This window comes from Bradyrhizobium sp. SEMIA (assembly GCF_014844175.1).
GTDB classification, from domain to species: Bacteria; Pseudomonadota; Alphaproteobacteria; order Rhizobiales; family Xanthobacteraceae; genus Bradyrhizobium; species Bradyrhizobium arachidis.
Window position 1 is genome coordinate 2,953,967 of sequence record NZ_CP046601.1, and the last position, 23,857, is coordinate 2,977,823.

21 protein-coding genes and 5 pseudogenes are annotated in these 23,857 nt (G+C 65.5%); 13 read left to right on the plus strand and 13 right to left on the minus strand.

The window, feature by feature from the left end; genetic code table 11:
• Nucleotides 1-84 precede the first annotated feature (84 nt).
• Nucleotides 85-282, plus strand: coding sequence for a hypothetical protein (locus tag FOM02_RS14455; protein ID WP_027563084.1), 198 nt, complete (start codon nt 85-87; stop codon nt 280-282).
• A 302-nt stretch (nt 283-584) separates the two neighbouring features.
• On the opposite strand, the gene lpxK is transcribed toward FOM02_RS14455, so the two are convergent.
• The 6 genes and pseudogenes from lpxK to FOM02_RS14485 form a co-directional block, all read right to left on the minus strand.
• Complete coding sequence (gene lpxK, locus FOM02_RS14460; RefSeq protein WP_027563085.1) at nt 585-1,601, minus strand: tetraacyldisaccharide 4'-kinase; 1,017 nt, start codon at nt 1,599-1,601, stop codon at nt 585-587.
• On the minus strand, nt 1,594-2,928 hold the full coding sequence (locus tag FOM02_RS14465) for a 3-deoxy-D-manno-octulosonic acid transferase (RefSeq protein ID WP_092215338.1): 1,335 nt from the start codon (nt 2,926-2,928) through the stop codon (nt 1,594-1,596). Before FOM02_RS14465 ends, lpxK begins: the two co-directional genes overlap by 8 nt.
• A pseudogene (locus tag FOM02_RS14470) lies at nt 2,891-3,603 on the minus strand (lysophospholipid acyltransferase family protein). The gene FOM02_RS14465 and the pseudogene FOM02_RS14470 overlap by 38 nt, the downstream one beginning before the upstream one ends.
• Nucleotides 3,600-3,848, minus strand: a complete 249-nt coding sequence (locus tag FOM02_RS14475) for a DUF4170 domain-containing protein (protein ID WP_027563088.1) — start codon at nt 3,846-3,848, stop codon at nt 3,600-3,602. The pseudogene FOM02_RS14470 and the gene FOM02_RS14475 overlap by 4 nt, the downstream one beginning before the upstream one ends.
• A 61-nt stretch (nt 3,849-3,909) precedes the next feature.
• Complete coding sequence (locus tag FOM02_RS14480) at nt 3,910-4,725, minus strand: 3'(2'),5'-bisphosphate nucleotidase CysQ (RefSeq protein ID WP_027563089.1); 816 nt, start codon at nt 4,723-4,725, stop codon at nt 3,910-3,912.
• Nucleotides 4,712-6,078: pseudogene (locus FOM02_RS14485) on the minus strand (TldD/PmbA family protein). The gene FOM02_RS14480 and the pseudogene FOM02_RS14485 overlap by 14 nt, the downstream one beginning before the upstream one ends.
• Nucleotides 6,079-6,356: 278 nt before the next feature.
• On the opposite strand from FOM02_RS14485, the gene FOM02_RS14490 reads away from it, so the two are divergent.
• Entirely contained in the window at nt 6,357-6,875 is a 519-nt protein-coding gene (locus FOM02_RS14490; protein WP_027563091.1) for a DUF6101 family protein, read from the plus strand.
• Between the two features lie 114 nt (nt 6,876-6,989).
• Here the strand turns inward: FOM02_RS14490 and ubiA are convergent.
• Nucleotides 6,990-7,923 (minus strand): annotated as a pseudogene (ubiA, locus tag FOM02_RS14495) (4-hydroxybenzoate octaprenyltransferase).
• Nucleotides 7,920-8,582, minus strand: a complete 663-nt coding sequence (locus FOM02_RS14500; RefSeq protein WP_027563093.1) for a hypothetical protein — start codon at nt 8,580-8,582, stop codon at nt 7,920-7,922. Before FOM02_RS14500 ends, ubiA begins: the two are co-directional and overlap by 4 nt.
• 210 nt (nt 8,583-8,792) lie before the next feature.
• Here FOM02_RS14500 and FOM02_RS14505 point away from each other — a divergent pair.
• Nucleotides 8,793-9,546, plus strand: a pseudogene (locus tag FOM02_RS14505) (16S rRNA (uracil(1498)-N(3))-methyltransferase).
• A gap of 1 nt (nt 9,547) precedes the next feature.
• Here FOM02_RS14505 and FOM02_RS14510 read toward each other — a convergent pair.
• The gene (locus FOM02_RS14510) at nt 9,548-10,555 is read right to left on the minus strand and encodes a helix-turn-helix domain-containing protein (protein ID WP_027563095.1); all 1,008 of its coding nucleotides are present in this window, start codon (nt 10,553-10,555) and stop codon (nt 9,548-9,550) included.
• Nucleotides 10,556-10,565: 10 nt separating this feature from the next.
• On the minus strand, nt 10,566-11,072 hold the full coding sequence (locus FOM02_RS14515) for a hypothetical protein (RefSeq protein WP_027563096.1): 507 nt from the start codon (nt 11,070-11,072) through the stop codon (nt 10,566-10,568).
• Nucleotides 11,073-11,274: 202 nt separating this feature from the next.
• Here FOM02_RS14515 and FOM02_RS14520 point away from each other — a divergent pair, with 202 nt between their 5' ends.
• The 6 genes and pseudogenes from FOM02_RS14520 (at nt 11,275) to FOM02_RS14545 (ending at nt 16,703) form a co-directional block, all read left to right on the plus strand.
• Nucleotides 11,275-11,490, plus strand: a complete 216-nt coding sequence (locus FOM02_RS14520; RefSeq protein WP_231164146.1) for a hypothetical protein — start codon at nt 11,275-11,277, stop codon at nt 11,488-11,490.
• Between the two features lie 190 nt (nt 11,491-11,680).
• Nucleotides 11,681-12,832: an ATP phosphoribosyltransferase regulatory subunit gene (locus FOM02_RS14525; RefSeq protein WP_028146508.1), complete on the plus strand. Its 1,152-nt coding sequence runs from the start codon at nt 11,681-11,683 to the stop codon at nt 12,830-12,832.
• A 3-nt stretch (nt 12,833-12,835) separates the two neighbouring features.
• Nucleotides 12,836-13,813 (plus strand): ATP phosphoribosyltransferase, encoded by a 978-nt coding sequence (hisG, locus tag FOM02_RS14530; protein ID WP_027563099.1) that lies wholly within the window; start codon nt 12,836-12,838, stop codon nt 13,811-13,813.
• 86 nt (nt 13,814-13,899) lie between these two features.
• Nucleotides 13,900-14,937 (plus strand): glycosyltransferase family 2 protein, encoded by a 1,038-nt coding sequence (locus FOM02_RS14535; RefSeq protein ID WP_027563100.1) that lies wholly within the window; start codon nt 13,900-13,902, stop codon nt 14,935-14,937.
• Nucleotides 14,934-15,779, plus strand: a complete 846-nt coding sequence (locus tag FOM02_RS14540; protein WP_027563101.1) for a ChbG/HpnK family deacetylase — start codon at nt 14,934-14,936, stop codon at nt 15,777-15,779. The genes FOM02_RS14535 and FOM02_RS14540 overlap by 4 nt, the downstream gene beginning before the upstream one ends.
• A 125-nt stretch (nt 15,780-15,904) precedes the next feature.
• Nucleotides 15,905-16,703 (plus strand): annotated as a pseudogene (locus FOM02_RS14545) (DUF2076 domain-containing protein).
• A 167-nt stretch (nt 16,704-16,870) separates the two neighbouring features.
• On the opposite strand, the gene FOM02_RS14550 reads toward FOM02_RS14545, so the two are convergent.
• Nucleotides 16,871-17,683, minus strand: a complete 813-nt coding sequence (locus FOM02_RS14550; RefSeq protein WP_027563103.1) for a L,D-transpeptidase family protein — start codon at nt 17,681-17,683, stop codon at nt 16,871-16,873.
• A gap of 316 nt (nt 17,684-17,999) precedes the next feature.
• Between FOM02_RS14550 and FOM02_RS14555 the strand changes: the two genes are divergently transcribed.
• A complete protein-coding gene (locus tag FOM02_RS14555; RefSeq protein WP_027563104.1) occupies nt 18,000-18,785 on the plus strand; it encodes a protein phosphatase CheZ in 786 nt (261 codons plus the stop codon).
• A gap of 187 nt (nt 18,786-18,972) precedes the next feature.
• Here FOM02_RS14555 and FOM02_RS14560 read toward each other — a convergent pair whose 3' ends face one another.
• The gene (locus FOM02_RS14560) at nt 18,973-19,494 is read right to left on the minus strand and encodes a hypothetical protein (RefSeq protein WP_027563105.1); all 522 of its coding nucleotides are present in this window, start codon (nt 19,492-19,494) and stop codon (nt 18,973-18,975) included.
• A gap of 313 nt (nt 19,495-19,807) precedes the next feature.
• On the opposite strand from FOM02_RS14560, the gene FOM02_RS14565 reads away from it, so the two are divergent.
• The 3 genes from FOM02_RS14565 to FOM02_RS14575 all read left to right on the plus strand — a co-directional run bounded on the left by FOM02_RS14565 (nt 19,808) and on the right by FOM02_RS14575 (nt 23,291).
• Complete coding sequence (locus FOM02_RS14565; RefSeq protein WP_027546050.1) at nt 19,808-20,104, plus strand: co-chaperone GroES; 297 nt, start codon at nt 19,808-19,810, stop codon at nt 20,102-20,104.
• A 199-nt stretch (nt 20,105-20,303) separates the two neighbouring features.
• Entirely contained in the window at nt 20,304-21,935 is a 1,632-nt protein-coding gene (groL, locus tag FOM02_RS14570) for a chaperonin GroEL (protein ID WP_027563106.1), read from the plus strand.
• 144 nt (nt 21,936-22,079) lie between these two features.
• On the plus strand, nt 22,080-23,291 hold the full coding sequence (locus tag FOM02_RS14575; protein WP_027563107.1) for a hypothetical protein: 1,212 nt from the start codon (nt 22,080-22,082) through the stop codon (nt 23,289-23,291).
• A gap of 102 nt (nt 23,292-23,393) precedes the next feature.
• Here FOM02_RS14575 and FOM02_RS14580 read toward each other — a convergent pair whose 3' ends face one another.
• Nucleotides 23,394-23,792 carry an META domain-containing protein gene (locus tag FOM02_RS14580; protein WP_027563108.1) on the minus strand — a complete coding sequence of 133 codons (399 nt, stop codon included), beginning with the start codon at nt 23,790-23,792 and terminating at the stop codon, nt 23,394-23,396.
• Nucleotides 23,793-23,857 lie beyond the last annotated feature (65 nt).

The following is a 23,857-nucleotide window of genomic DNA, read 5'->3' on the forward strand; positions in this document are numbered from 1 at the left end:
CGGGCTCATATCGAAGAGCCATCTGACGGGCTAGGATCACCTCGAAAATTCGCGGCGGCATATCAGTCAATCGAATACCAACCGATGGGGGTGTTCATGCCCACCATATTGGACCTGCTGTATCGTGAATATTGCCGCGCCCGTCTCGCTGAAATGCGCAAACAGCTTCTGATCGCAACAGAACGCTTCGAGGCTCTCGATGCCGATCGTCATCCGGCGGATCAGGGTGACGAGAATGAGACGAAGGCGCACCACAAGACCGGCCGCAACGCGCCGCATTGAAGCGGCTCGAAGACCGGTGATCTCTCCCGCGTAGCAATGGCCAAGCAATTGGCTGCAGTTTGGGAGGAAGCGATGAATACACCCGAATGCTATACCTTCATGGTGGCCTGCGCCTCGTGCCTGACCATTATCGGAATGATTGCCGTTGGTGCGTGGTGAGCACGACCAAGTGCTGAACCGAGATTGCAGCCGTGACGCCGTAGGGTGGGCAAAGCGAAGCGTGCCCACGACTCTCACTTTCAACCCAGATGTTCCTGATGGTGGGCACGCTGCGCTTTGCCCACCCTACGCGATCTACAAAATCATCGCCTGGAAAACAGCCGCTCGCGCGCCTTGTAGAGGTGATTGCTGATCAGCTGCCGCAGCGTTGCCGGATCGTCGAAGGAGAGCTGCACGGCGAACGGCACGATGCCGCCTGGCACATCGCCGCGGCCGCGCAGGCGCGCGAGGTCCTTTTCCGTCGTCACCAGCGTGAGCTGCTCGCGTCGGGCGTCCGCCGCAAGCAGGGCGAGCTCGTCGTGCGAAAACCTGTGGTGATCGGCAAAGGGGCGCGTGCGGGCAACATCGATGCCGCAGGCGCGCAAGCTGCGGAAGAAGCGCTCGGGATCGCCGATGCCGGCGAACGCGAAAACGGACTTGCCGGCGAGCTGCCCGACGGAAGCCGTATCCGGCGTCAAGCGTGCGCGCAGCCTGGGCTTGCCGCGCCTTTCGAGCTCGGCCGCGACATCGTCCGCGGCATGGCCGTCGCCGATCAGCACCAGCGCGTCGGTGCGCGCGAGCTGCGTCTTCAGCGGCGCGCGCAGGGGGCCGGCCGGAAACACCTTGCCGTTGCCGAGGCCGCGCTCGCTGTCGATCACGATCAGCGATGCATCCTTCATCAGATGCGGGTTCTGGAAGCCGTCATCCATCAGGATCACGGTGGCGCCTTGCGACTTCGCCAGCGCGACGCCGTCGACGCGGTTGCGCGCGACCGCGACGGGCACGTCGCGCACCATCATCAGCGGCTCGTCGCCGATGTCGGCGGCAGTGTGACGCGCGCGATCGACCATCACCGGGCCCTGAAGCCGTCCGCCATAACCGCGGCTGAGCACCACCGGCGTCTCGCCGAGCTCGCGCAGCAGCTTGGTCAGCGCCAGCACGGTCGGCGTCTTGCCGGCACCGCCGACATGGTAATTGCCGACGCAGATCACGGGAATGCCGGCGTCAAAGCCCTTGCGCGCCATGCGGCGCGCGGTGATGGCGCCGTAGAGCGCGCCCAACGGACTCAAAAGATGCGACTTCGGGGAACGTGGCCGGTACCAGAAGGCCGGCTCACGCATTGGCCGCTCCCATCTCGATCCGCAGCTGCAGCAGATACGGCTCGAGTGCGCCCATGGTGCGGTCGAGCGCGCCGCCGAGCTGATCCACCACGCCGCTGCCGGCGCGCTGCATCTTGTCGCGCATGGTGGGATCGGCCAGGAGCTGGCCGAGCTGCTTGACCAGCACTTCCTGCGTGTCGGCCTGACGCGCGCCACCGCTCGCATCGAGCGCCTCGTAGACGTCGGCGAAGTTGAAGACGTGCGGGCCATGGACGATCGCGGCCCCGAGCTTGATCGCCTCGATCGGATTCTGCCCGCCATGGCGGATCAGCGATCCGCCCATGAAGACGATCGGCGAGAGGCGATAGAACAGGCCGAGCTCGCCCATGGTGTCGGCGACATAGACGTCGGTCGCGGCGGTCGGCAGCTCCTCGCGCGAACGCAAGCCGGGCTTCAGGCCGGATGCCGTGATCAGCCCTGCGATCGAGGAGCCGCGATCCGGATGGCGCGGGACGATCACGGTGAGGAGTTGCGGAAAGAAACCGGCGAGGCTGCGATGGGCCGCGACCAGCATCTCGTCCTCGCCCGGATGGGTCGAGGCCGCGACGATGATCGGACGCCCGCGCGTCATCGCCATCAGCCGCTCCAGCCTCGCGGGATCGGCCGGCGGCGCGGGAACGTCGAGCTTGAGATTGCCCGTGGTGACGACGTCGCGGCCGCCGAGCGCGGAGAAGCGCTCGGCATCGACCTTCGATTGCGCTAGGCAGATGTCGAACCGCGACAGCAGCGCCGAGATGGTGCCGTACATCCGCCGCCAGCGCGGGAAGGAGCGCGGCGACATCCGCCCGTTGATCAGCACCATCGGCACCCGGCGCGCTGCGCCCGCCAGGATCAGGTTGGGCCACAGGTCGGATTCGATGAACAGCGCCAGCGACGGCTTCCAATGGTCGAGGAAGCGCGCGACGTAGCGCGGCGAATCATAGGGCACGTATTGATGGATGACGTCGGGCGGAAAGCGCTTGGCGACGACGGCCGCAGAGGTCACGGTGCCCGAGGTGAGCAGGATGCGCAGGTTGAGGTCGCGCAGGCGCTCGATCAGCGCGGCCGCGGCCAGGACCTCGCCGACGCTGGCGCCGTGGATCCAGACCAGCGGACCGTGCGGACGGACGTCTTGGCTAAGGCCCCGCCGCTCGCCGACGCGCGCGGGATCCTCCTTGCCCTGCTTCAGCCGCCGCTTGATCAGCGCAGGCGCCAGCGGCACCAGGCCGCTCGCCAGGCGATGATACATCCGCAGCGTCATCGGAAGCGAACTAGCCATCTGCGGGTCCCGGACGGCCGAGCTGCGCATAGGCGCGGCGGGTCGCCTCGTTCAGCGTCTCTTCCAGCTCGAGCCGCAGGGTTTCCATCATGGCCGCGTCGGCGTCCGGCGGAACGTGGATTTCCTTGATGCCGACCAATGCGCCCCGCCCGAATGGCAAATTGATGGTGGTACGGTCCCAGTTCTTGAGCCGGATGAATCGGCTGGTCGCCATCGCGAAAGGCATGATCGGCCGCCCCGATTCCCGTGCCAGCATGATGATGCCGAGCCCGGCCACGCGCGCGCGCTTGGGGACATCGGCGGTCAGCGCGACATTACAACCGTCCTCGAGCGTCCGCACCATTTCCTTGAAGGCGCCGACACCGCCCTTGCGGTGGAAGGCGCCGCCATGGTCGCCGGAACCGCGGATCGTGCCGATGCCGAGCCGCTCGGCGGCGATCGCATTGTACTCGCCGTCGCGGTGCCGCGAGATCAGGACCCTGGCCTTGTAGGAGTCCTTGTTCTTGATGAACGGGGTGAGGAAATGCTGGCCGTGCCAGAATGCGAAAATCGCCGGGATCTGCGGCTCGACGATGTCATAGACGTCGGGCGGATCGAACGTGAACTTGTTGGTCCGCCAGACAAAGCGCAGATATTCGGCCGCCAGGACCCCGACGCACGCTGAAACCAGCTGCTTCGCAGCGTATTGCGAAGCAGTTTCTTCAACGCGCCGGCTTCGATTCTTGGGTAGGGTCGAGCAGCCGGTGCAGATGGACGATGAAATAGCGCATCTGGGCGTTGTCGACCGTGCTCTGCGCCTTGGCCCGCCAGGCGGCGTGGGCGGTCGCATAGTTCGGATAGAGGCCGACGATCTCGACGTCGTCCAGGTTCTTGAAGGTGTTGTGCTCGAGATCGACGAGCTCGCCGCCGATGACGAGATGCAGCAATTGTTGCGGGGCACTATCTGACATGGATTCTGTTCCTAACGGGCTGCCCGGCAAAGCAGTGTTCGACAAGCACGACGAAAGCGCTTCAGGCTAAGGGGCGGTTTCGAAGATGCGCGACAATGCTCGCATGACGATCGCGACCCGCTGCCACCAGCACCCCGTGCGCCACTTCCCGGCGGTTATAGAGGATGGGATCTCCGGAGAGGTCGCTCATCCTACCATCCGCTTCCTGCACGATCAAATCGGCCGCCGCAAGGTCCCAATCATGGCTGTTGCCGCCCGCAAAAGCCGCATCCAGCACGCCATCGGCGACCCGACACAGGCGCAGCGCGAGCGAGCCGATTCGCGGATGCAGCTTGATGTCGCCGCCGGCGGTATTGAGCCGCTCGACCATCGGCTTCGGGCCGGCGACGCGGGAGAAGTCGAGCGCCGATCCGCCCGCCGCCCGCACGGCCTTGCCGTTGAGCGTCGTGCCCTGGCCGCGGGCCGCGAAGAAGAACTCGTTGGTGGTCGGCGCGTACACCGCGGCCAGCACCGGCGCGGCATCCTCGACCAGCGCGACGCTGACGCACCATTCGTCATGGCCGTTGAGATAGTTGCGGGTACCGTCGATGGGATCGACCACCCAGGTCAGCCGCCGCGACAGCCGCGTGGAATCGTCGGCGCTCTCCTCCGACAGCCAGCCATAGCCTGGAGTCGCCGAGCGCAGGCGCGCCTCGAGCAGGTCGTTGACGGCGATGTCGGCTTCCGAGACCGGCGAGGACGCGCCCTTGATCCACTTCCTCAGCTCGGTGCGGAACATCGAGTGCGCGAGGCTGCCCGCCTCCCGCACCGTGTCTTTCAGCAGCGCCGCATCGCGCGTCAGGATGGTTTCGAGGGAGTGCGCGTCAACGTCCGCCAAGCGTCAAACCCTCGATGCGCACCGTCGGCGCATTGATGCCGTAGCGGAACTCCAGATTGTTGGCCGGCTGCATCGATTTGAAGATCTCGAACAGGTGGCCCGCAATCGTCACCTCGCTGACGGGATAGGTGATCTCGCCGTTCTCGATCCAGAAGCCGGAGGCGCCGCGGCTGTAATCGCCGGTGACGCCGTTGACCCCCGAGCCGATCAAATCGGTGACGTAGAATCCCTGCTTGATGTCGGAGATCAGCTCGGCCGGCGTCGGTGTGCCGGGCTCGAGATGCAGATTGTACGGCCCCGGCGAGGGCGAGGACGAGACGCCGCGATGGGCGTGGCCGGTGGTGACGAGGCCGAGCTCGCGCGCGGTGGCGCAGTCGAGCAGCCAGGTCGTCAGCACTCCCTCGTCGACGAGCGCAGTCCGCTTCACTGCGACGCCTTCGGCATCGAAGCTCTGCGAGCGCAGGCCGCGCTTGCGCAAGGGATCGTCGATGATGCGGATGTTCTTGGCGAACAGCTGCTGGCCGAGCTTGTCCTTGAGGAAGCTGGTCTTGCGCGCGATCGAGGCGCCGTTGATGGCGCCGACGAGATGGCCGACCAGCGAGCCGGCAACGCGCGGATCGAACACGACGGGCACCTTGCAGGTCTCGACCTTGCGCGGATTGTAGCGCGCCACCGTGCGCTCGCCGGCGGAACGGCCGACGACCTCCGGCGACAGCAGATCGGCGCCATGCGGCGCCGAGGTGAAGTCGTAGTCGCGCTCCATGCCGGTGCCTTCGCCTGATATGGCGGTGGCCGAGATGCCCTGGCTGGAGCGCAAATAAGAGCCGTGGAAGCCGGTCGAGGTGACGAGCACCATGCCGCCCATGCCGGCCGATGCCGACGCACCGCCGGATTTTGTCACGCCCTTCACGGCGAGCGCGGCGGCTTCAGCAGCCAGCGCGCGGCGCTCGAGCTCTGAAGATGCGGGCACGTCGGGATCGAGCAGATCGAGATCGGGGAAGTCGCGCGCGAGCAGCGCGGGATCGGCGAGGCGACATATTTGTCTGATGGCGCGACCTTCGCCATCGCCACCGCGCGCTCGGCGAGCTTGGTCACGGCATCGCCGCTGACGTCGTTGGTCGAGACCACCGCCTGGCGCTGGCCGACCAGCACGCGCAGGCCGACATCGTCGCCCTCGGACCGCTCGGATTCCTCGCCTTGCGAGACGCCGCGCACCGCGACCGCATCGGCCGCATCCGCGCCGGCGCGCCTCGCCGCCTCCACCAGCCGCTGTGCGAGATCGGACAGCGCGGACTGATCGAACAGATCGCGATTGGCTTTAGGCGAAAGCGTCGAGCTTGGTGAAGGGTTCACAAACGAAATCCTGTTGGGGCGCGGGAGGTTTCGGGGCGACAGGCGCCGTGACCACCAGATGTGCCCAAATGGTGCGGACTTCAAGCGTTTTCAGCCCGCAAAAGGCTCAGATTCGCACGTCCAAGGCAACGTCTCGTCAATCATGCGCGCCAAGGTCTTGTCAATCATGCGCGGCGGTGAGGTTGGATTAACCAGCCTTTTTAAGCGGTTTCGGAAATGGACGCGCTAAGGTCCTCGCATCGACCGGGAACATAATCTCGGCGGGGAGAATGAAAGCCGTGAGGCGTCAAACATCAACAAGCGGGGTCGCTCCCGCCGGGTCGAGCCGCTCCTTGCGGCTCGACCCTCTTTCCCTTCCGGTCCGCTTCGATGCGCACGATCCGCGCGCCGACGGTTACACCCGGCAGATCGAGCTTCATCGCGAACGCGTCGTGCTGCGCCGTGCCGTCCGCGGCATGCAGATGGCGATCAACGTGCGCGTCAGCGACTTCGTCGGCGTTGCGCTGCGCGGCAATGACGAGGCGCAGGCGCTCGTCCTCGTGCATCGCGATCCCTCGCTCTCCGTTCCGCTGCAGGTCAGCGCCGACGGCGAAGAACTCAACGAGGCCTGGGCGATCTGGAGCGAGCTTTTCGCGCTGCCGCAGCTCGACGAAGGCGCGCGCAAGCCCGCAGCCCGCCGTCGCCGCGCCAACGCGATCCGCACCCGCCGTCCGAAATTCTTGATGCGCCGCCGCGCCGGCGTCGCGCGCGAGCTGCCGGTTCATCTCGGCGAACACGAGATCATCGCGCGGAATTGAACGGCACTCACAGGTGCCGTGGGGTGGGCAAAGCGACGCGTGCCCACCTCGTCTATCTTTTTCTCGGAAAGATGGTGGGCGCGGCGCAAGGGCGCCTTTGCCCACCCTACGGCGTCACGCCGCCCGCATCACGGCGTCCGTCAGCAATCCCGCAAACAGCAGCAGGCCCGCGTGCTTGTTCGAATAGAACAGGCGCTTGCACAGCTCGGGATCGTCGATCCGGAGGCGCACGATCTGCGAGGCGAGGTGCGCGGCGAAGGCCGTAAGCCCGAGCCATGCCGGCCAGCGCACATCACCTGATGCCAGCGCGACACCGATCAGCACCACCGCGAGGCCGTAGAACAGGATCAAGGCCTGGTGCGTGTGCGCGCCGAACAGGCGCGCGGTGGATTTGACGCCGATCAGCGCGTCGTCCTCGGCGTCCTGATGCGCGTAGATCGTGTCATAGCCGATCACCCAGGCGATCGACCCGGCATAGAGCACCAGCGCGGTGATGTCGATGCGGCCGAAGGTGACGGCAAAGCCCATCAGCGCGCCCCAGGAGAAGGCGAGCCCGAGGAAGACCTGCGGCCACCAGGTGACGCGCTTCATGAAGGGATAGACGGCGACAACGACGAGCGAGGCGATGCCGGTCACGACGGCAAAGCGATTGAACTGGAGCAGCACGACGAGGCCGACCAGCGCCAGCGCGACCAGGAAGGCCAGCGCCTGCTTCACGGTGATTTGCCCCGCGGGCAGCGGCCGCGAGCGGGGTGCGCTCGACCCTGGCGTCGAGGTCGCGGTCGGTGATGTCGTTCCAGGCGCAGCCTGCCCCGCGCATCGCAAAGGCGCCGATGAAGAACAGCACAATGGTGAGCGGCAGGCGGCGGACGTCGTGCGCCATGCCGCTCGCGAGCGCGGCCGACCACCAGCACGGCATCAACAAGAGCCAGGAGCCGATCGGACGATCGAAGCGGGACAGGCGCAAGTAAGGTCGCGCCCAATGCGGCGCGAGCGTATCGACCCAGTTGCCGGTGGAATCGGCAACACGGGCGGATGTGTCGCTCATCGGGTGAGGACGTTGCCGTTGAGCGTGTCGAAGGTGCTGCCGCCCTTCTTGCCGGCATTGGCTTCAGGCGCAGAACCAGACCCCAGCACCTCGCTCAGCGACGGACCGGCCGGCCGCGCCTGCTGTTGCTGCATCTGCTGCGCGACGTTGCAGACCTTCGTCGTCATGGCTTCGGTGTTCTTGTGGCCTTCCTTCATCTGCGCGCCGACCTGTGCCGGGATGCCGCATTTGGCGGAATTCTTCTCGATGTATTTGAGCATGTTCGTTTCAGCCTGGCTGAAATTGCGGATCAGCTTGCAGGCCTCGTCCGGCGGGGCGTGACGGTCGCTCGCGGCCTTGATCAGCTTGCCGCGCTTTTCGGCCTCCTCGCGCAGAGGCAAGAACGCCTTCATGCAGTCCTCACCGGAACCGGCCTGCGTCGGCGGAGCGGCGCTGAAGGCGCCGGCGCCGCCAATGGGCGCAGCGCCATTCACGGGAAACGAGGATTGCGGTGCCGCGCCGACAGAGGCGGTCGGCGCCGAGCCGTTCACGGGCGGAAAGGCCGAGCTGCTCGCAGCCTGGTTCGGTAGCGGCGCCGGGAAGGCGCTTTGCGCATAGGCGCCCGCGGCGCCCAGGCTGATCATGGCGACAGTGATCGGAACCATCAAATGACGGATCATCAAGACAGTCTCTCCGGCAGGAGCTTACGGGGCTCGGCGTCTTCCCAATTGAAGCGCAACCAGCGTGCTCGCGTATTTACGATTCCCGCCGGCCCTTAACAACCCGTCGAATAGGGCAAGAGCGCGGCGTCGGGACGCACCAAAGTGGCGATATTTACCCCGAAAGTGCTGCTTTCGGTTAAGAAAGCCGGCAAATCGGACCTTCGAACCATGCCTTCCCACGATTTCCGCGCCCCCCGCCTGTTCGTCGACGCTCCCCTGGCCCAGGACGCCAGGGTCGCGCTCGACCGCGACCAGAGCAATTATCTCGGCAATGTGCTGCGGCTGGCCGCCGGGGCCGAAGTTCTGGCCTTCAACGGCCGCGACGGCGAGTGGCAGGCCGCCATCGAGGGCCGCAAGCGGCCGGATGGGCTGGTGATCCTGCAGCAGACCCGGCCCCAGGACCGTCTGGCCGACCTCGCCTACGTCTTCGCCCCGCTCAAGCATGCCCGGCTCGACTACATGGTCCAGAAGGCCATCGAGATGGGTGCCGCGACGCTGCAACCAGTCCTGACCCGGTTCACCCAGGCTTCCCGGGTCAACACCGAGCGGATGCGCGCCAATGTGGTCGAGGCGGCCGAGCAATGCGGCATCCTGAGCATCGCCGGTGTCGCCGAGCCGGTGCCGCTAGAGCGCTACCTGAGCCAGCGCCCCGCCGATCGGCTGCTGATCTTCTGCGATGAAGCGGCAGACGTCCAAAATCCTGTCCAGAACCTGCAAAAACGCGCGCGAGGCGGCCGGCCACGGCGTCGACGTGCTGATCGGTCCCGAAGGCGGCTTTGCCGAAGAAGAGCGGGCCCTGCTGCTGCGGCAGCCCAAGATCCTGCGGCTGGCGCTGGGTCCGCGGATCATGCGGGCCGACACCGCCGCGGTGGCAGCGCTGGCGCTGGTGCAAGCGGTGCTGGGCGATTGGGGCGGCGGTTAGCCTATTCCCCTCGCAGCGACCGCTGCAAGGTCTCGGACGGCAGTTCCCCGAAGGCTGCCCGGTAACTCGCCGCGAACTCGCTCAGATGCCAGAAGCCATGCGCAATCGCGCAGGACTTCACACTGCGCGCTGCCGGGCCGACGCGCAGCTGCTTGCGCACCGACCAAAGGCGCAACACCCGGCTGTAGCGATTCGGGCTCATGCCGCAAATGGCCAGCGTCGCGCTCTGGAGGGTCCGAACCGACACGCCCACCTGCTCTGCCAGTTCGGTGGTCTTGGGCCAGATCATCAGATTGCGCCGTATCGACTCTTCCATGTCCACGACGATCTGCCGATAGCGATTCGTCAGGGATGGAGCAGCCGCACTAGTCACGCTGGTCCGGATTGCGGCATCCACGGTGCTGAGCAGCGATTGCTCGACGACGGCTCGCGAGGCCGGCTCGTCCAGGACGTCTGGATCATAGGCTGCGGTTTCAAGCGTCGTGGAGATCAAGCCGCGCAGAGAGGCGAGCATGCCCGGTGCCGCATTCAGCAGGTGATAGCCGTCGCTCAATTGTCCCCAAGGCTCGCGCCCGGGCGCACTGAAATATGCAACACCTATCAGGCGCCCCTCGGGCTCATAGACCAGGCAATCGGACGCTCCCTTTAGAATCACGATCGAGCTGCCAATCGTCCGCCCGTTGATCCGGGTCGCGGTCACATGATCCATCGGAACCACCACGGCGACGGCATGGGCCAGGTCATAACCGCGAATGATCCGCGGGAACGTCTTCACCAGCGAGAGAGTCATGTTTGGCAGGCTAAGCCTGGCGCGCATGATGGCAGTTGTCCCGACAGACAGCGGCATGCTGGACGCGCCGGCATATCGCTCGGTTTCGCCGAAATGATCGAAGTCGTACGATTGAAGCTCGAGGGCAGCGGATGGCCTCAGCCCCTGAAAAGACAGCCCGCCGTTCGCCGCTATTTTTTGCGCTCCATCGCGAGCGATGTTGAGATGGCTTCGATCCATATCCCGCCGCTTATTTCGCCTTCCTCGTGGATGTAGCGCCCTTGCGGACGCGCAGATCGTCCGGCCCGTTGATGCCGGAGCGCTTGAGATCGCGCAGCAGTTTGGTCAGCAACAGCATATTGGTCTTCTGCAGTTCGTGATTGTTCCCAAACCTGAAAGCGTTCTGCTCGGTCACGATGAGCCCGGCCTTGGTCTCGGCGAGAATCTTTCGTTTCTTAAGTCCTGTCACGCGACGGCGAACTGTCTCGAGCGGCAGGCTGAGGAAGCGAGAGAGTGCCGCCCGAGACACACCTTGCTTGATCGCATCCGGCTCGACCGCATGAATGCTGGAGAAGCTCTCGTCCAGCGACGGGTCGTTCATCACATTGATGACATTCGCGTTGAGAATTGCATGAACGATCAGAAGGTCCAGCGGATCGAACTCGTCGTAATGCCGGAACATCTCGCTGATCGAAAACAGCATATAGGCCAGCGTATGCCGCGAGACCGCCCGGATAACATCTGAAGTATTGCGCATGAATCGGAAACCAATATTTACATTGTAAACGAAGGGCGGCAGCAGATGAATGATCCGCCATACCCAAAATGAGTATGCGACGACTTGCCCGCCGCACTCAATTTCTCAATGTGAGGTCGAGCCTGCGGTTGCGGCGGCGAGTCGCATGCGACGCACAAAATCAGCGACCAGCAATGAGGCTGCCGCTGGGGACGACCTGACCATGGACGACGATGCATTGGAGATGCGGCGGCGCGAGGAACTCGGGCTGATCAAGGCGTTTCTCGGCATAAGGGACCCGGGCAAAAGGCACAGAATTCTCGAGCTTGCCGAGCAGCTCGCAGATCACGCTGTGCTGGAAGCAGCAGGGCTTGTCTTCGCTTCCACCGGCGCATTGCCTGACGATGGGTCCATAGACGTCGCTGGCCAAACCGAATGAAAGCCAGACCTCTCGTTTTCAGGTATTAAATTACCTGAGACACTTTCCGCGAGATCGCGTCCTTCCAGCTCCAAAGCCGTTAAGGGATTGATCCATTGGAGGTCGAAACCGCTTTCGGGCCATGCTAAGGGCTGCGCCAATTCGCCTCCCCCTTGCCTTGCCCGGTTCCACCGGGACGATGGACCCTGAGATGACCGCGACTGCCACCTCAAATGCTGCCGGCTCCGCCGCCTGGGCGGATACGCTGCTCTTGTCGTTCGCGCAGGCCGGCTATGTCAGGGCCGAGCCCGCGATCCTGCAACCGGCCGAGCCGTTCCTCGACCTCTCCGGCGAGGACATCCGCAAGAGCCTGTACCTGACCACGGACCTCTCCGGCGAGGAGCTCTGCCTGCGGCCGGACCTCACCATTCCGGTCGCCCGCGACTACCTCGCATCTAGCCAGGCCGGCCAGCCGGCGGGGTTCAGCTATCTCGGTCCGGTGTTCCGCTACCGCAGCGGCCAGGCCAGCGAATTCCTTCAGGCCGGCATCGAATCGTTCGGTCGTCAGGACCGCGCCGCGGCCGACGCCGAGATGCTGGCGCTGGCGCTGGAGGCCACGGGGGCCTTCGGCGTCCGCGATGTCGAGATCCGCACCGGCGACGTCGCGCTGTTCAATGCGCTGCTCGACGCGCTGAACCTTTTTCCGGTCTGGCGCCGCCGCCTGGTCAAGGATTTCAACCGCAAGATCAGTCTGGAGAAAGATCTGGAGAAGCTGGCGGCCGCGGCCACCGCGACCCGCAGCGAATATGAGGGCGTGCTCGCCGCACTCGCCGGCTCCGACCGCAAGGCGGCGCTGGCCTTCGTCACCGATCTGATGTCGATCGCCGGCACCACAAATGTCGGCGGCCGCACCACGGCGGAGATCGCTGATCGTTTCCTGGAGCAATCGACGCTGAAGGGCGGCGCGCTGCCGCGCGAGGCGATCGCCGTGCTCAAGCGCTTCCTGTCGATATCAGGCAATCCGGACGACGCCATCGCCGAGCTGCGCGCGCTCACCGCGGATGCGAAGCTCGATCTGTCTGCCGCGATCGACCAGTTCGAGAGCCGGGTCGGCTTCATGGCGGCGCGCGGAATCGACGTGAAGCAGACGCGCTTCTCGACAGCGTTCGGGCGCGGCCTCGACTATTACACCGGCTTCGAATTCGAGTTGCATCACCGCGGCAACGGCGTCGAGCCGCTGGTCGCCGGCGGCCGCTATGACGGGCTGATGACCCAGCTTGGATCGGCCGAGCCGATCCCCGCCGTCGGGTTCTCGGTCTGGATCGATGCGCTGAGCCGCATCGGCCGCAAGGTGGGAGCTTAAGTCATGAGCGCGCCGTTCGTTCTGGCCGTTCCCTCCAAGGGCCGCCTTCAGGAAAACACCGAAGCGTTCTTCGCCCGCGCCGGCCTCAAGCTGTCGAAGGCCGGCGGCGCACGCGATTATCGCGGCACCATCGCAGGCCTCGACAATGTCGAGGTCGCCTATCTCTCGGCCAGCGAGATCGCCGCGCAGCTCGCCCGCGGCTTTGCGCATCTCGGCGTCACCGGCGAGGACCTGGTGCGCGAGAACATCGCGGACGCCGACAAGCGCGTGTCGCTGATCGAGGGCCTCGGCTTCGGCTATGCCGACGTCGTCGTCGCGGTGCCGCAGGCCTGGATCGACGTCCGCACCATGGCCGACCTCGACGACGTCACCACCGGCTTCCGCGAGCAGCATCACATGCGGATGCGGGTCGCGACCAAGTTCATCAACCTGACCCGCACGTTCTTCTCGCAGCATGGCATCACCGATTACCGCATCGTCGAAAGCGCGGGCGCCACCGAAGGCGCGCCGGCGGCCGGCAGCGCCGAGCTGATCGTCGACATCACCACCACGGGAGCCACGCTCGCCGCCAACGGCCTGCGGGTGCTCGACGACGGCGTGATGCTGCGCAGCCAGGCCAATCTGGTGGCGTCGAAGGACGCCGACTGGTCGTCGCAGGCGCGCGAGACCGCGCGCGTCATCCTCGACCACATCGCCGCAAGGGCGCGGGCCAACAAATACCGCGAGGTCCGCACCCGCTTCCGCCAGTGCGACGCGGCGCTGCTCGGCGAAGCCCACACCCGGTTCGGCGTCGAGGCCCCGTTCGGCGGCCCGACCTCGTCAGGCATGTTGACGCTGCACTGCCCGCCGGGCCAGCTCTATGCGGTCGCCAGCTTCCTGCGCGAGCACGGCGCCGAGACCGTCTCGGTGGTCTCGCTCGACTATGTGTTCGACCGGGAGAACCCGCTGTTCGCCAAACTCGAGGCGTTCCTGCGGCGGTGAGCCTCAGGTTCGTTCAGCGTAGCGACAGCAAACGGCAGCTACCATATGCTGTTGAGAAGACTTGATCGCCTCTGGAACCCTAATCGATGACGCTGGGCTCTGACGTTTCCGGCCTGACAACCACCCCAAGCAGCGCCGCCGCGAAGGGGCTGTCGATTGTCGTCCCCGTCTACAACGAGGCGGCGGGCCTTGCCGCCCTGCACCAGCGCATCTGCGATCTCGCCAGGACGCTGCGGCAGCGCTATCGGCTGTCCTGCGAGGTCGTCTATGTCGACGACGGCAGCGCGGATGCGACGCTGTCGATCGCCCGTTCGCTGCCGGCCGACGCGATCGACGTCCAGGTGGTGTCGCTGTCGCGCAATTTCGGCAAGGAGGCGGCGCTGATGGCCGGCCTCGACCATGCCCGGCTCGGCGCCGTGATGTTCATGGACGGCGACGGCCAGCATCCGCCGGCCCTGATCGAGCAGCTGGTGCGACACTGGATCGAAGACGGCTATGACGTCGTCTATACCGCCAAGGCGCATCGCGACAACGAAACCTTCCTGCGGCGGCTCGCCGTGCACGGCTTCTACGCCCTGATCAACTGGGGCGCGCGCCAGAAGATTCCGGAGGACGCCGGCGACTTCCGCCTGCTCTCGCCGCGCGCGGTCACGGCGCTGCGGCAGCTGCCGGAGCGCAACCGCTTCTTCAAGGGCCTCGCCAGCTGGATCGGCTTCCGCCAGATCCGCGTCGATTACGAGCCGGCGCCCCGCGCCCATGGCGTCACGACCTTCAATGCCGCGCGCCTGCTCGGTCTTTCCATCGAGGGCCTGACCTCGTTCTCGGTGGCGCCGCTGCGCTTCGCCAGCCTGCTCGGCGTCATCCTCGCCGGCATCGCCTTCCTGTTCGGCCTGTCAATCCTCTGGGAGGTGTTCACCACAGGCAAGCAGGTGCCCGGCTATCCCTCGCTCGTGGTCGGCCTGATGACGATCGGGGGCGTGCAGCTGATCATGATCGGCATCGTCGGCGAATATATCGGCAAGATCCTCTCCGAGCTGAAGGCACGCCCGATCTACTTCGTCGCCGAGCACAGCGAGAAGCATTTCGAGGCCGATGACGCCGCCAAGAGGACCGCGGCCGAATGAGCGCGGCCGCGAGTCTGCGGCGGATCTGGCTCTGCGCCGACGATTACGGCATCAGCCCGGGTGTCAACCGCGCCATCCGCGACCTGATCGAACGCGGCCGCCTCAACGCGACCTCGGTGATGGTGGTCGGCCCCGCGATCGAACGCAGCGAGGTCGAAGCGCTCCAGGCCTCCGTGAAGGCGAGCCGGCGCTGCGCTATCGGATTGCACGTGACGTTGTCGGCGCCGTTCCGGCCGCTCACCATGCACTTCCGCCCCCTCGACGGCGACATGTTCTTGCCGTTTCCAAAGCTGCTGCGCGCCGGGCTTGCACGCCGGCTCGACCGCGAATTCTTTCGCAACGAGGTGAAGGCGCAGCTGGCGGCCTTCGTGGAAGCGTTCGGCCGCGCGCCCGACTTTGTCGACGGCCACCAGCATGTGCAGCTCTTTCCGCAGGTGCGCGACGGCTTTGTCGATGCCGTCAGCGAGGGCGCGCCGAAAGCCTGGGTTCGCCAGGGCGGCCGCAACCTGCCGCTGGCCCAGCGCCTCGCCTCCCCAAAGGCCATGGTGCTCGATATCCTCAGCGCGCAATTCCGCCGCCGCGCGGGTGGCGCTCGCCTCAGCTTCAATCCGGGCTTTGCCGGCGCCTATGAGTTCACGCGCGCGGCCGATTTCGGCGCGTTGATGCGGCAATTCCTCCAAGGCCTCCCCGACGGCGGCCTCGTGATGTGCCATCCCGGTTTCGTCGATGATGTCCTCACCGGCCTCGATCCGATGACCGACGTCCGCGAGCGCGAGCACGCGTATCTTGCCAGCGATGCCTTCGCGCGCCTGCTGGCGGACAGCGGCGTCACGCTGGGGTGAACCCGGCGGAAAACAAGCCGCGGGTCAGCTTGTCGCATACTGAAATTTAATCCGGCCGGCACTGTTGGGGCCATAATGGAACCCTACATCTTGCTCGCGCTTGGTTTGCGCGAGGGAGATTGATCATGACGCCGCAGGAACGCCAGCTCGTTGACGAGCTTTTCGACCGGCTTTCGAAACTGGAAAATGCACCGCGCGATCCCGACGCGATCACCGCGATCTCCGACGGCCTGCGCAAGGCACCCGGCGCGATCTACGCCCTGGTGCAGACCACGTTGTTACAGGACGAAGCACTGAAGCGCGCCCATAACCGCATCCAGGAGCTGGAAGCGGCCCATGCGCCCGAGCAGCAGCAGTCCGGCGGCTTCCTGGACACCATGCGCGACACGCTGTTCGGCGGCAGCCAGTCGCACGGTTCCGTTCCGAACGTGCCGCCGCGTGAGCAGCGGCCGGTCTGGAACACCGGCCAAGCGATGCAGCAGACCCAGCCGGGCTACGGCCAGCCGCCGTATGGTCAGGCTTACGGACAAGGTCCGGGTCAGGGCCAAGCTCCGGGCTATGGCGCCCCGCCGGTCGGCGGTGGCGGCCGTCGGCGGCTCGCTGCTGCTCTCCAGCATCCGCGGCATGATGGGCGGCGGGCACCAGCAGGCCTTTGGCGACACCAACGCATTGGGCGATCGCAGCCCGTGGGGCGGTAGCAGCGACCAGTCCGGCGGCTCGCTCGCGCGCGATGCCGGCCTCAACGACGTCGGCTCGAACCGGGATTCTCGCCAGGATTCTCAGCAAGGCTTCTTCGACCAGGCCTCGAATGATCGCGACAACAACGACCAGAATTACGACGACGATCACGACGACGGCAACATGGACATGGCCGACGACAGCGATTTCGGCGGCGGCGACGATGGCGGCAGCGATTACGCGTGAGGCCGGTCTTCTCCCTCTCCCCGTTCTTACGGGGAGAGGGTTGGGGCGAGGGGCTCTCTCCGCAAAATGAGTGAGAGTTGGACTCGCGGAGACTCCCCCTCACCCGCATTGCATCTCCGATGCAATGCAGCCTCTCCCCGCAAGCGGGGAGAGGCGAAGCAAGAACATCACATCACCACGACCCTGGTGCCGACATTGACGCGGCCGTAGAGGTCGATCACGTCCTCGTTGCGCATGCGGATGCAGCCGGAGGAGACGTTGGTGCCGATGGTCCAGGGCTCGTTGGAGCCGTGGATGCGGTAGAGCGTCGAGCCGAGATACATCGCGCGGGCGCCGAGCGGGTTTTCCGGCCCGCCTTCCATGTGCCGGGGCAAATCGGGACGGCGTGCGATCATTTCCGCCGGCGGCGTCCAGTCCGGCCATTCGCGTTTTGCCGTGATCGACTTGACCCCCGACCAGGTGAAGCCGGGACGGCCGACGCCGATGCCGTAACGCATCGCCTTGCCGTTGCCTTCGACGAGGTAGAGGAACTTGTTCGGCGTATCGACCACGATCGTGCCGGCAGTTTCCTTGCCGCTATAGTCAACGATCTGTTTCTCGAATCTCGGATCGAACGGACGCTGCCGCGGATCGATCGCTTCCTGCTGGAGCGCGCCCTGCTGGTATCCGCCCTGCATCTGCGGCTCGCCCATCGGCGGCAGGCGGCGCTGGTCGTAATAGCCGGGCTGCTGCTGATAGACCGGCGCTTGCGGCGCGTAGGCCGGACCGCGGCCGGGACCGTCGCCGAACAGGAACTCGATGAAGCCGCCGCCCATGTTCGAATTGGAGGCTACGCGCACCGGCGCGGGGGGCACCTGCGGGGCGTAGAGCACCGCGGGCGGATCGTTCGGCACCGTGTTGTCGAAGGCGCTCGCGCTGTTCGCGCCGGCCAGGACGGAGCAAGCGCTGCCGAGCAGCGCGACAGACATTTTCTTGAACATCGACGTACTCTGTACTGTTTCGTCTAGATCATTTGCGTCTTGGAGAGCTGATGGCTGATCGCGCCCCTCGACGTGGTCAATAAAGAGCAAAAGCCGTTTTGTTTGGTAAACGGAAAGGCCGTTTCGATTCACCACGTCGTGCACGAGGCTGCAATTTGGCGATCAGCGTTTATTTTCGATGAATGCCGCGCGCGCATGGTTAATCGCGTCTTTGCGCGCCGCCGCGCGCGTCTGCAAACACAGTTCCGGCTGTGAACTTCGTGTTAAATCGCTTCTGCCTACAAAGACGCGTGAGTGAGGTGGGGGGAGTATCCTGATGGCTGTTCACCGCAAACGTTTTCGCGTCGAAGATATCGTCGGTGGCGAGATGCCGATTCTTGACGTAACCGAAGAGGCAGGCCCGATGCATAGCGAGATCATGGCGGAGTTGCGTGCGATCCGCGCACAGATGGCCAAGGGCGTTGTGGCTGCCCCGCTGTCCGGCAGCGCGGCCATGGCGGCGATCGACGCGTCCACGGCCCACGAGCTTTCCGAAGCCCGCACCATGCTCGAGACCTACCGCGCGCAGATCGAGCAGTGCGAGAAGCTGAAGGTCGAGCTCGACCTGATCCACGACGCCATCGACCGCACCAAGCGCGAGATCGCGACGCTGCACGGCAAGAGCTTCGACGGCGGCGAGATGGCCAAGGTCAATGGCGAGCTCGGCGCGGTCGTCGGCGGCACCGAGCAGGCGACCCAGCAGATCCTCGAAGCCGCGGAATCGATCGACCAGGCCGCCAGCGCGATGTCCAAGGTGGACTCGGCCGACCAGCAGAAGCGCCTCGCCGACGACATCCAGGAACGCGTCATCTCGATCTTCGAAGCCTGCAACTTCCAGGACCTGACCGGCCAGCGCATCAGCAAGGTCATGACCACGATGAAGTTCATCGAGCAGCACATCAATGCGATGATGGAGATCTGGGGCGGCGTCGACGCGATCAAGGCCCATGTGCCGGCGCCGGTCGACCAGCGCAGCGACGACGAGAAGCTCCTCAACGGCCCGAAGCTCGCCGGCGACGTCGGCCACGCCTCGCAGGACGACATCGACGCGCTGTTCGACTGAGCGCACCAGATACGGATAAAGCAAAAACGCCGGCCCTGGGGCCGGCGTTTTTGTTTTTTGGGGGATTTATCTCACGCTGTCATTCCGGGGCGGTCCGCAGGACCGAACCCGGAATCTCGAGATTCTCAGGTGCGCAAGCGCGCACCATAGTTCACGCTTCGCGTGCCCCTGAACGACAGAGGAATGATCACGCCCGCGGCGCGCAGCGGACGTAGACCATGTTGCCGTAGCGGGTGGCGGCGTCCTTGTCGATGAAGCGGGTGATCAGGACGCGGCCGTCGAAGGAGACGATCTCACGGTCCTGCTCGCCGGGGGTCGGGCCGGCCGGTCCGATATAGTTCTTGCCGCTGGGCGAGCCCTTCAGCCGCAGCTCCTGCGGGGTCGCCTGGTCGGCGAGATGCATGATCACGCCGCCGGAGGAGCCGGCGGTGATCACGTAGGGATTCTTGCACTGGGCCCTCGCCGCGGCCTCGGTGCGGGCGCGGTCGGCCGGGTTCTGGAACGAGGCGAGACCCCAGCGGCCGACGATCTCGTCGGCACGGATGCTCGCCGGCATTTCAGGACCGGTGCCGGGCTCGGCCTCGGGTGCCGGCTGGGAGGACGAGAAGGACGGTAGGCTCATGCCGCCGCCGCAGGCGCCAAGCAGCAACGCCAGGCCAGAGGCAGCGGCCAGATTGGCGACCGTGCGCGCGCGAGCTGAATTGATCATGGCATTCCCCCGAACAAGACCATGGCCGCACCCCTCCCGCAGCCAAGCGCAAAACTGCCGCCGGAGCAATGACGTCGTTTAATACGCCGGCGCCCCGACCAAGTTTCCAATGCCACCATCCTATATCCGCCTCACCAATCGCTTAACCACCTTTGCTTGACAGGATCGCGGCCAAGCCATATTCCCGGGCCACTCTTAGCACTCGGAAAGCCCGATTGCTAAGCGCTCCGTTCGATCCTCGGGAAGAGGAGGAACGGCAGCGCCGCCCCACCGACTTCACTACTTCCGAAGCGAGCCTCCAAAGGGAAACGTCATGGCTAAATCCAAATTTCGTCCGCTGCATGACCGTGTCGTGGTCAAACGTATCGACGCCGAGGAAAAGACCAAGGGCGGCATCATCATCCCGGACACCGCCAAGGAAAAGCCGTCCCAGGGCGAGGTGGTCGCCGTCGGCCCCGGCGGCCGCGACGAGACCGGCAAGCTGATTCCGATCGACCTCAAGGCGGGTGACCGCGTGCTGTTCGGCAAGTGGTCGGGCACCGAGGTCAAGATCGACAACGAAGAGCTCCTGATCATGAAGGAGTCGGACATCATGGGCGTGCTGGCCTAAGGCCATCCGCCTGAACGGCCGCTGAATACTCCATCGTCATGCCCGGGCAGAAGCGCGAAGCGCGTCTTCGCGCTAGACGACCCGGGCATCCATCATTCTTCGTACGAGGATGGATTGCCGGGTCAAGCCCGGCAATGACGAAGAGAGCGCCGCACCGCACGAAACAAGACACATCACGCAACACGAGGGATTGCAGACCATGGCTGCCAAGGACGTCAAGTTTTCCGGAGACGCGCGCGACCGCATGCTGCGCGGCGTCGATATTCTCGCCAACGCCGTCAAGGTGACGCTCGGCCCGAAGGGCCGCAACGTCGTCATCGAGAAGAGCTTCGGCGCGCCGCGCATCACCAAGGACGGCGTCACCGTCGCCAAGGAGATCGAGCTCGAGGACAAGTTCGAGAACATGGGCGCCCAGATGGTGCGTGAGGTCGCCTCCAAGACCAACGACCTCGCCGGCGACGGCACCACCACCGCGACCGTGCTGGCCCAGGCGATCGTGCGCGAAGGCGCCAAGGCGGTTGCCGCCGGCATGAACCCGATGGACCTCAAGCGCGGCATCGACAGCGCCGTCCAGGCCGTGGTCAAGGACATCGAGAAGCGCGCCAAGCCCGTCGCCGCCTCCTCCGAGGTCGCCCAGGTCGGCACCATCTCGGCCAATGGCGATGCCGCCATCGGCAAGATGATCGCCCAGGCGATGCAGAAGGTCGGCAACGAGGGTGTCATCACCGTCGAGGAGAACAAATCGCTCGACACCGAGGTGGACATCGTCGAGGGCATGAAGTTCGACCGCGGCTATCTCAGCCCCTACTTCGTCACCAATGCCGAGAAGATGACCGCCGAGCTCGAGGACGCCTACATCCTCCTGCACGAGAAGAAGCTGTCGGGCCTGCAGGCCATGCTGCCGGTGCTGGAAGCCGTGGTGCAGTCGGGCAAGCCGCTGGTGATCATCGCCGAGGACGTCGAGGGCGAGGCGCTGGCGACCCTGGTCGTCAACCGTCTCCGTGGCGGCCTCAAGGTCGCTGCCGTCAAGGCGCCGGGCTTCGGTGACCGCCGCAAGGCCATGCTGGAGGACATCGCCATCCTCACCGGCGGCCAGCTGATCTCGGAAGAGCTCGGCATCAAGCTCGAGAACGTCACGGTGAAGATGCTCGGCCGCGCCAAGAAGGTCGTGATCGACAAGGAGAACACCACGATCGTCAACGGCGCCGGCAAGAAGCCCGACATCGAGGCCCGCGTCGGCCAGATCAAGGCCCAGATCGAGGAGACAACCTCGGACTACGACCGTGAGAAGCTCCAGGAACGCCTTGCCAAGCTCGCCGGCGGCGTCGCGGTGATCCGCGTCGGTGGCGCCACCGAGATCGAGGTCAAGGAGAAGAAGGACCGCGTCGAGGACGCGCTCAACGCCACCCGCGCCGCGGTGCAGGAAGGCATCGTCCCCGGCGGCGGCGTCGCGCTGCTCCGCGCCAAGAAGGCGGTGGGCCGTCTCACCAACGCCAATGCGGACGTCCAGGCCGGCATCAACATCGTGCTGAAGGCGCTGGAAGCTCCGATCCGCCAGATCTCCGAGAACGCGGGCGTGGAAGGCTCGATCGTGGTCGGCAAGATCCTGGAGAACAAGTCCGAGACCTTCGGCTTCGACGCCCAGAACGAGGACTATGTCGACATGGTCGAGAAGGGCATCATCGATCCCGCCAAGGTGGTCCGCACCGCGCTGCAGGACGCCTCCTCCGTCGCCGGCCTGCTGGTGACCACCGAGGCCATGGTCGCCGAAATGCCGAAGAAGGAAGCTCCGCCCGCGATGCCCGCCGGCGGCGGCATGGGCGGCTTCTAAGCCCATCCTTCATTACAGCGTTACGAAGGCCGCCTCCGGGCGGCCTTCTTTTTTGCCGATCCTCTCCCTGACGCTTTGCAATTCAACCGACGGCCAAAACCAACTACGGTGGCGGCCGATTCTGTTCCTTCGAGGATTTCGGCGATGCGCGCGCTTCTGGTTTGCCCGACGATGATCTTGGCGGCTCTGCTCGCCGCCTCGCCCGAGGTCGCATCCGCCCAGATGAAACTGTCGCCGAAGGCCGCCGCGCCGGGCGGAACCGAGACGCGCTATTTCACCTCGATCGACGGGCTGATGGACGGCAATGCCGACGTGGTGCTGAAGGAAACGCGCCAGGGCAAGACGGTCACCGCGGCCGTGCTGGACGTCTGCTATCCCGTCGCGAAGAATTCCGACCGCAAGGACCGCTTCGTCGTCAATCTCCAGGTCGCCGGCCAGAACCTGACGGGCACGACGCAGAGCCTCGGCGAGAAATCGCCGGTCAGCGTCAAGCTGCTGCGCAAGCCGACCGGCGACACGTTCGAATTCCGCGGCCAGATTTCGATTGGCCAGGCCGTGACCGAGGTGACCTCGCCGGACAATTCCGATCTCAGCGAGAAGGAGTTTCTGGACAACCAGACCTCCGACGACGGCATCACGCCGCAGCCGAAGGACTTCACCGACGTCTCGCCGGAGGCGATCGCGGTCAAGGTCAAGCTGGATGCGGCGACCGAGTTCCTGAAGAGCCTGAAGGGCCAGGACATCGAGGTGACGCTGGCAAGCCTCTCGGTCGGCTGCGACGCGCTGCGCGCCGGCGAGCAGACCATCAACATGTCGGTCGATCCGGAGCGCGCGGCCGCGCTGCTGTCAAAGTTCAAGGCAATGCCCGGCGTCACCGCGGCCGGCTGGACCGCGGGGATGACCGAGATGGACCGCACCATCCGCATTCCCGCCGCCGACTGGCGCGATGGCGACAAGGTCAACCGCGACAAGCTCGCTTCGGCCCTCGCCGGCGTGCTGAGCAGGACGCTCGCGGCCAAGCCGGTGTCGCACAATTTCAACCCGGCCACCGGCAAGCTCAAGCTGGTCTTCAAGCGGCCGAACCAGGATTTCCCGGCGCTCGAGCTCACCGACACGATCGAGGTCGCAGGCCTGATCTCGCCCGACAAGCCGGGCGCCACCGACAAGCTGATGCTGTGGATCGGCAGCCCCTCGACCACCACCGCCGACGAGAGCAGCGGCGCCAAGCTCAATCTGTCGGATGACGCTTCCGCCGACGAGGAAGGCGATCAGCCCGACGACAACGGCTCGATCGAGGCGCTCGCCAAGGAGCTGAAGGGCCAGCGGTGGGACGCGGACAAGTCGGTGTGGAAGTGACGAAGTCATTCCGGGGCGCGCAAAGCGCGAACCCGGAATCTGGAGATTGTAGCGCGAGATTCCGGGTTCGACGCTGACGCGTCGCCCGGAATGACCTGACGGTCAATTCCCGTTGGCGCGAAAGCGCAGCGGCTTCGGGCCGATCAGGGTCAGCACGTCGCCCTGGCGCTTCCAGGTTTCGACGCTGCCGAGCGCCGCGACGAGGTCGTCGTCGGCCTGGGCCTTGGCCGGCGGACAGGAGCGATCCTGGATCTGGCCGGGCACGAAGATCACGGTGTTGCCGGCGACCGAGAACTGGCCCTTGCCGCCCTTGCACCAGAGCTCCAGCACGACCTCGCCATTGTCGCCGATCTCGATGTTGGGAATCCGCTTCGAGCCGGCTTGCGGCAGCGCCTCCAGCGTCAGCTCGGTGCCGAACGGAAACCCCTCCTCGGCGCGCGCGAGGCTAGACATCGCGAGCATTGCAACCGCCGCACACACCAGCTGCTTGAACGAAACCATGACACCTCTCGACCGACCTGATTTGCGGCACCTTCTATAAGACGGCGGCGCCATTGAGAAGGTTC

Coding starts and splice junctions, on each gene's coding strand:
- FOM02_RS14455 (WP_027563084.1), top strand. CDS start 85: ATGGGGGTGTTCATGCCCACCATATTGGACCTGCTGTATCGTGAATAT.
- lpxK (WP_027563085.1), bottom strand. CDS start 1,601: ATGCGTGAGCCGGCCTTCTGGTACCGGCCACGTTCCCCGAAGTCGCAT.
- FOM02_RS14465 (WP_092215338.1), bottom strand. CDS start 2,928: ATGCGCAGCTCGGCCGTCCGGGACCCGCAGATGGCTAGTTCGCTTCCG.
- FOM02_RS14475 (WP_027563088.1), bottom strand. CDS start 3,848: ATGTCAGATAGTGCCCCGCAACAATTGCTGCATCTCGTCATCGGCGGC.
- FOM02_RS14500 (WP_027563093.1), bottom strand. CDS start 8,582: ATGATCCGTCATTTGATGGTTCCGATCACTGTCGCCATGATCAGCCTG.
- FOM02_RS14510 (WP_027563095.1), bottom strand. CDS start 10,555: ATGGATCGAAGCCATCTCAACATCGCTCGCGATGGAGCGCAAAAAATA.
- FOM02_RS14515 (WP_027563096.1), bottom strand. CDS start 11,072: ATGCGCAATACTTCAGATGTTATCCGGGCGGTCTCGCGGCATACGCTG.
- FOM02_RS14520 (WP_231164146.1), top strand. CDS start 11,275: ATGGACGACGATGCATTGGAGATGCGGCGGCGCGAGGAACTCGGGCTG.
- FOM02_RS14525 (WP_028146508.1), top strand. CDS start 11,681: ATGACCGCGACTGCCACCTCAAATGCTGCCGGCTCCGCCGCCTGGGCG.
- hisG (WP_027563099.1), top strand. CDS start 12,836: ATGAGCGCGCCGTTCGTTCTGGCCGTTCCCTCCAAGGGCCGCCTTCAG.
- FOM02_RS14535 (WP_027563100.1), top strand. CDS start 13,900: ATGACGCTGGGCTCTGACGTTTCCGGCCTGACAACCACCCCAAGCAGC.
- FOM02_RS14540 (WP_027563101.1), top strand. CDS start 14,934: ATGAGCGCGGCCGCGAGTCTGCGGCGGATCTGGCTCTGCGCCGACGAT.
- FOM02_RS14550 (WP_027563103.1), bottom strand. CDS start 17,683: ATGTTCAAGAAAATGTCTGTCGCGCTGCTCGGCAGCGCTTGCTCCGTC.
- FOM02_RS14555 (WP_027563104.1), top strand. CDS start 18,000: ATGGCTGTTCACCGCAAACGTTTTCGCGTCGAAGATATCGTCGGTGGC.
- FOM02_RS14560 (WP_027563105.1), bottom strand. CDS start 19,494: ATGATCAATTCAGCTCGCGCGCGCACGGTCGCCAATCTGGCCGCTGCC.
- FOM02_RS14565 (WP_027546050.1), top strand. CDS start 19,808: ATGGCTAAATCCAAATTTCGTCCGCTGCATGACCGTGTCGTGGTCAAA.
- groL (WP_027563106.1), top strand. CDS start 20,304: ATGGCTGCCAAGGACGTCAAGTTTTCCGGAGACGCGCGCGACCGCATG.
- FOM02_RS14575 (WP_027563107.1), top strand. CDS start 22,080: ATGCGCGCGCTTCTGGTTTGCCCGACGATGATCTTGGCGGCTCTGCTC.
- FOM02_RS14580 (WP_027563108.1), bottom strand. CDS start 23,792: ATGGTTTCGTTCAAGCAGCTGGTGTGTGCGGCGGTTGCAATGCTCGCG.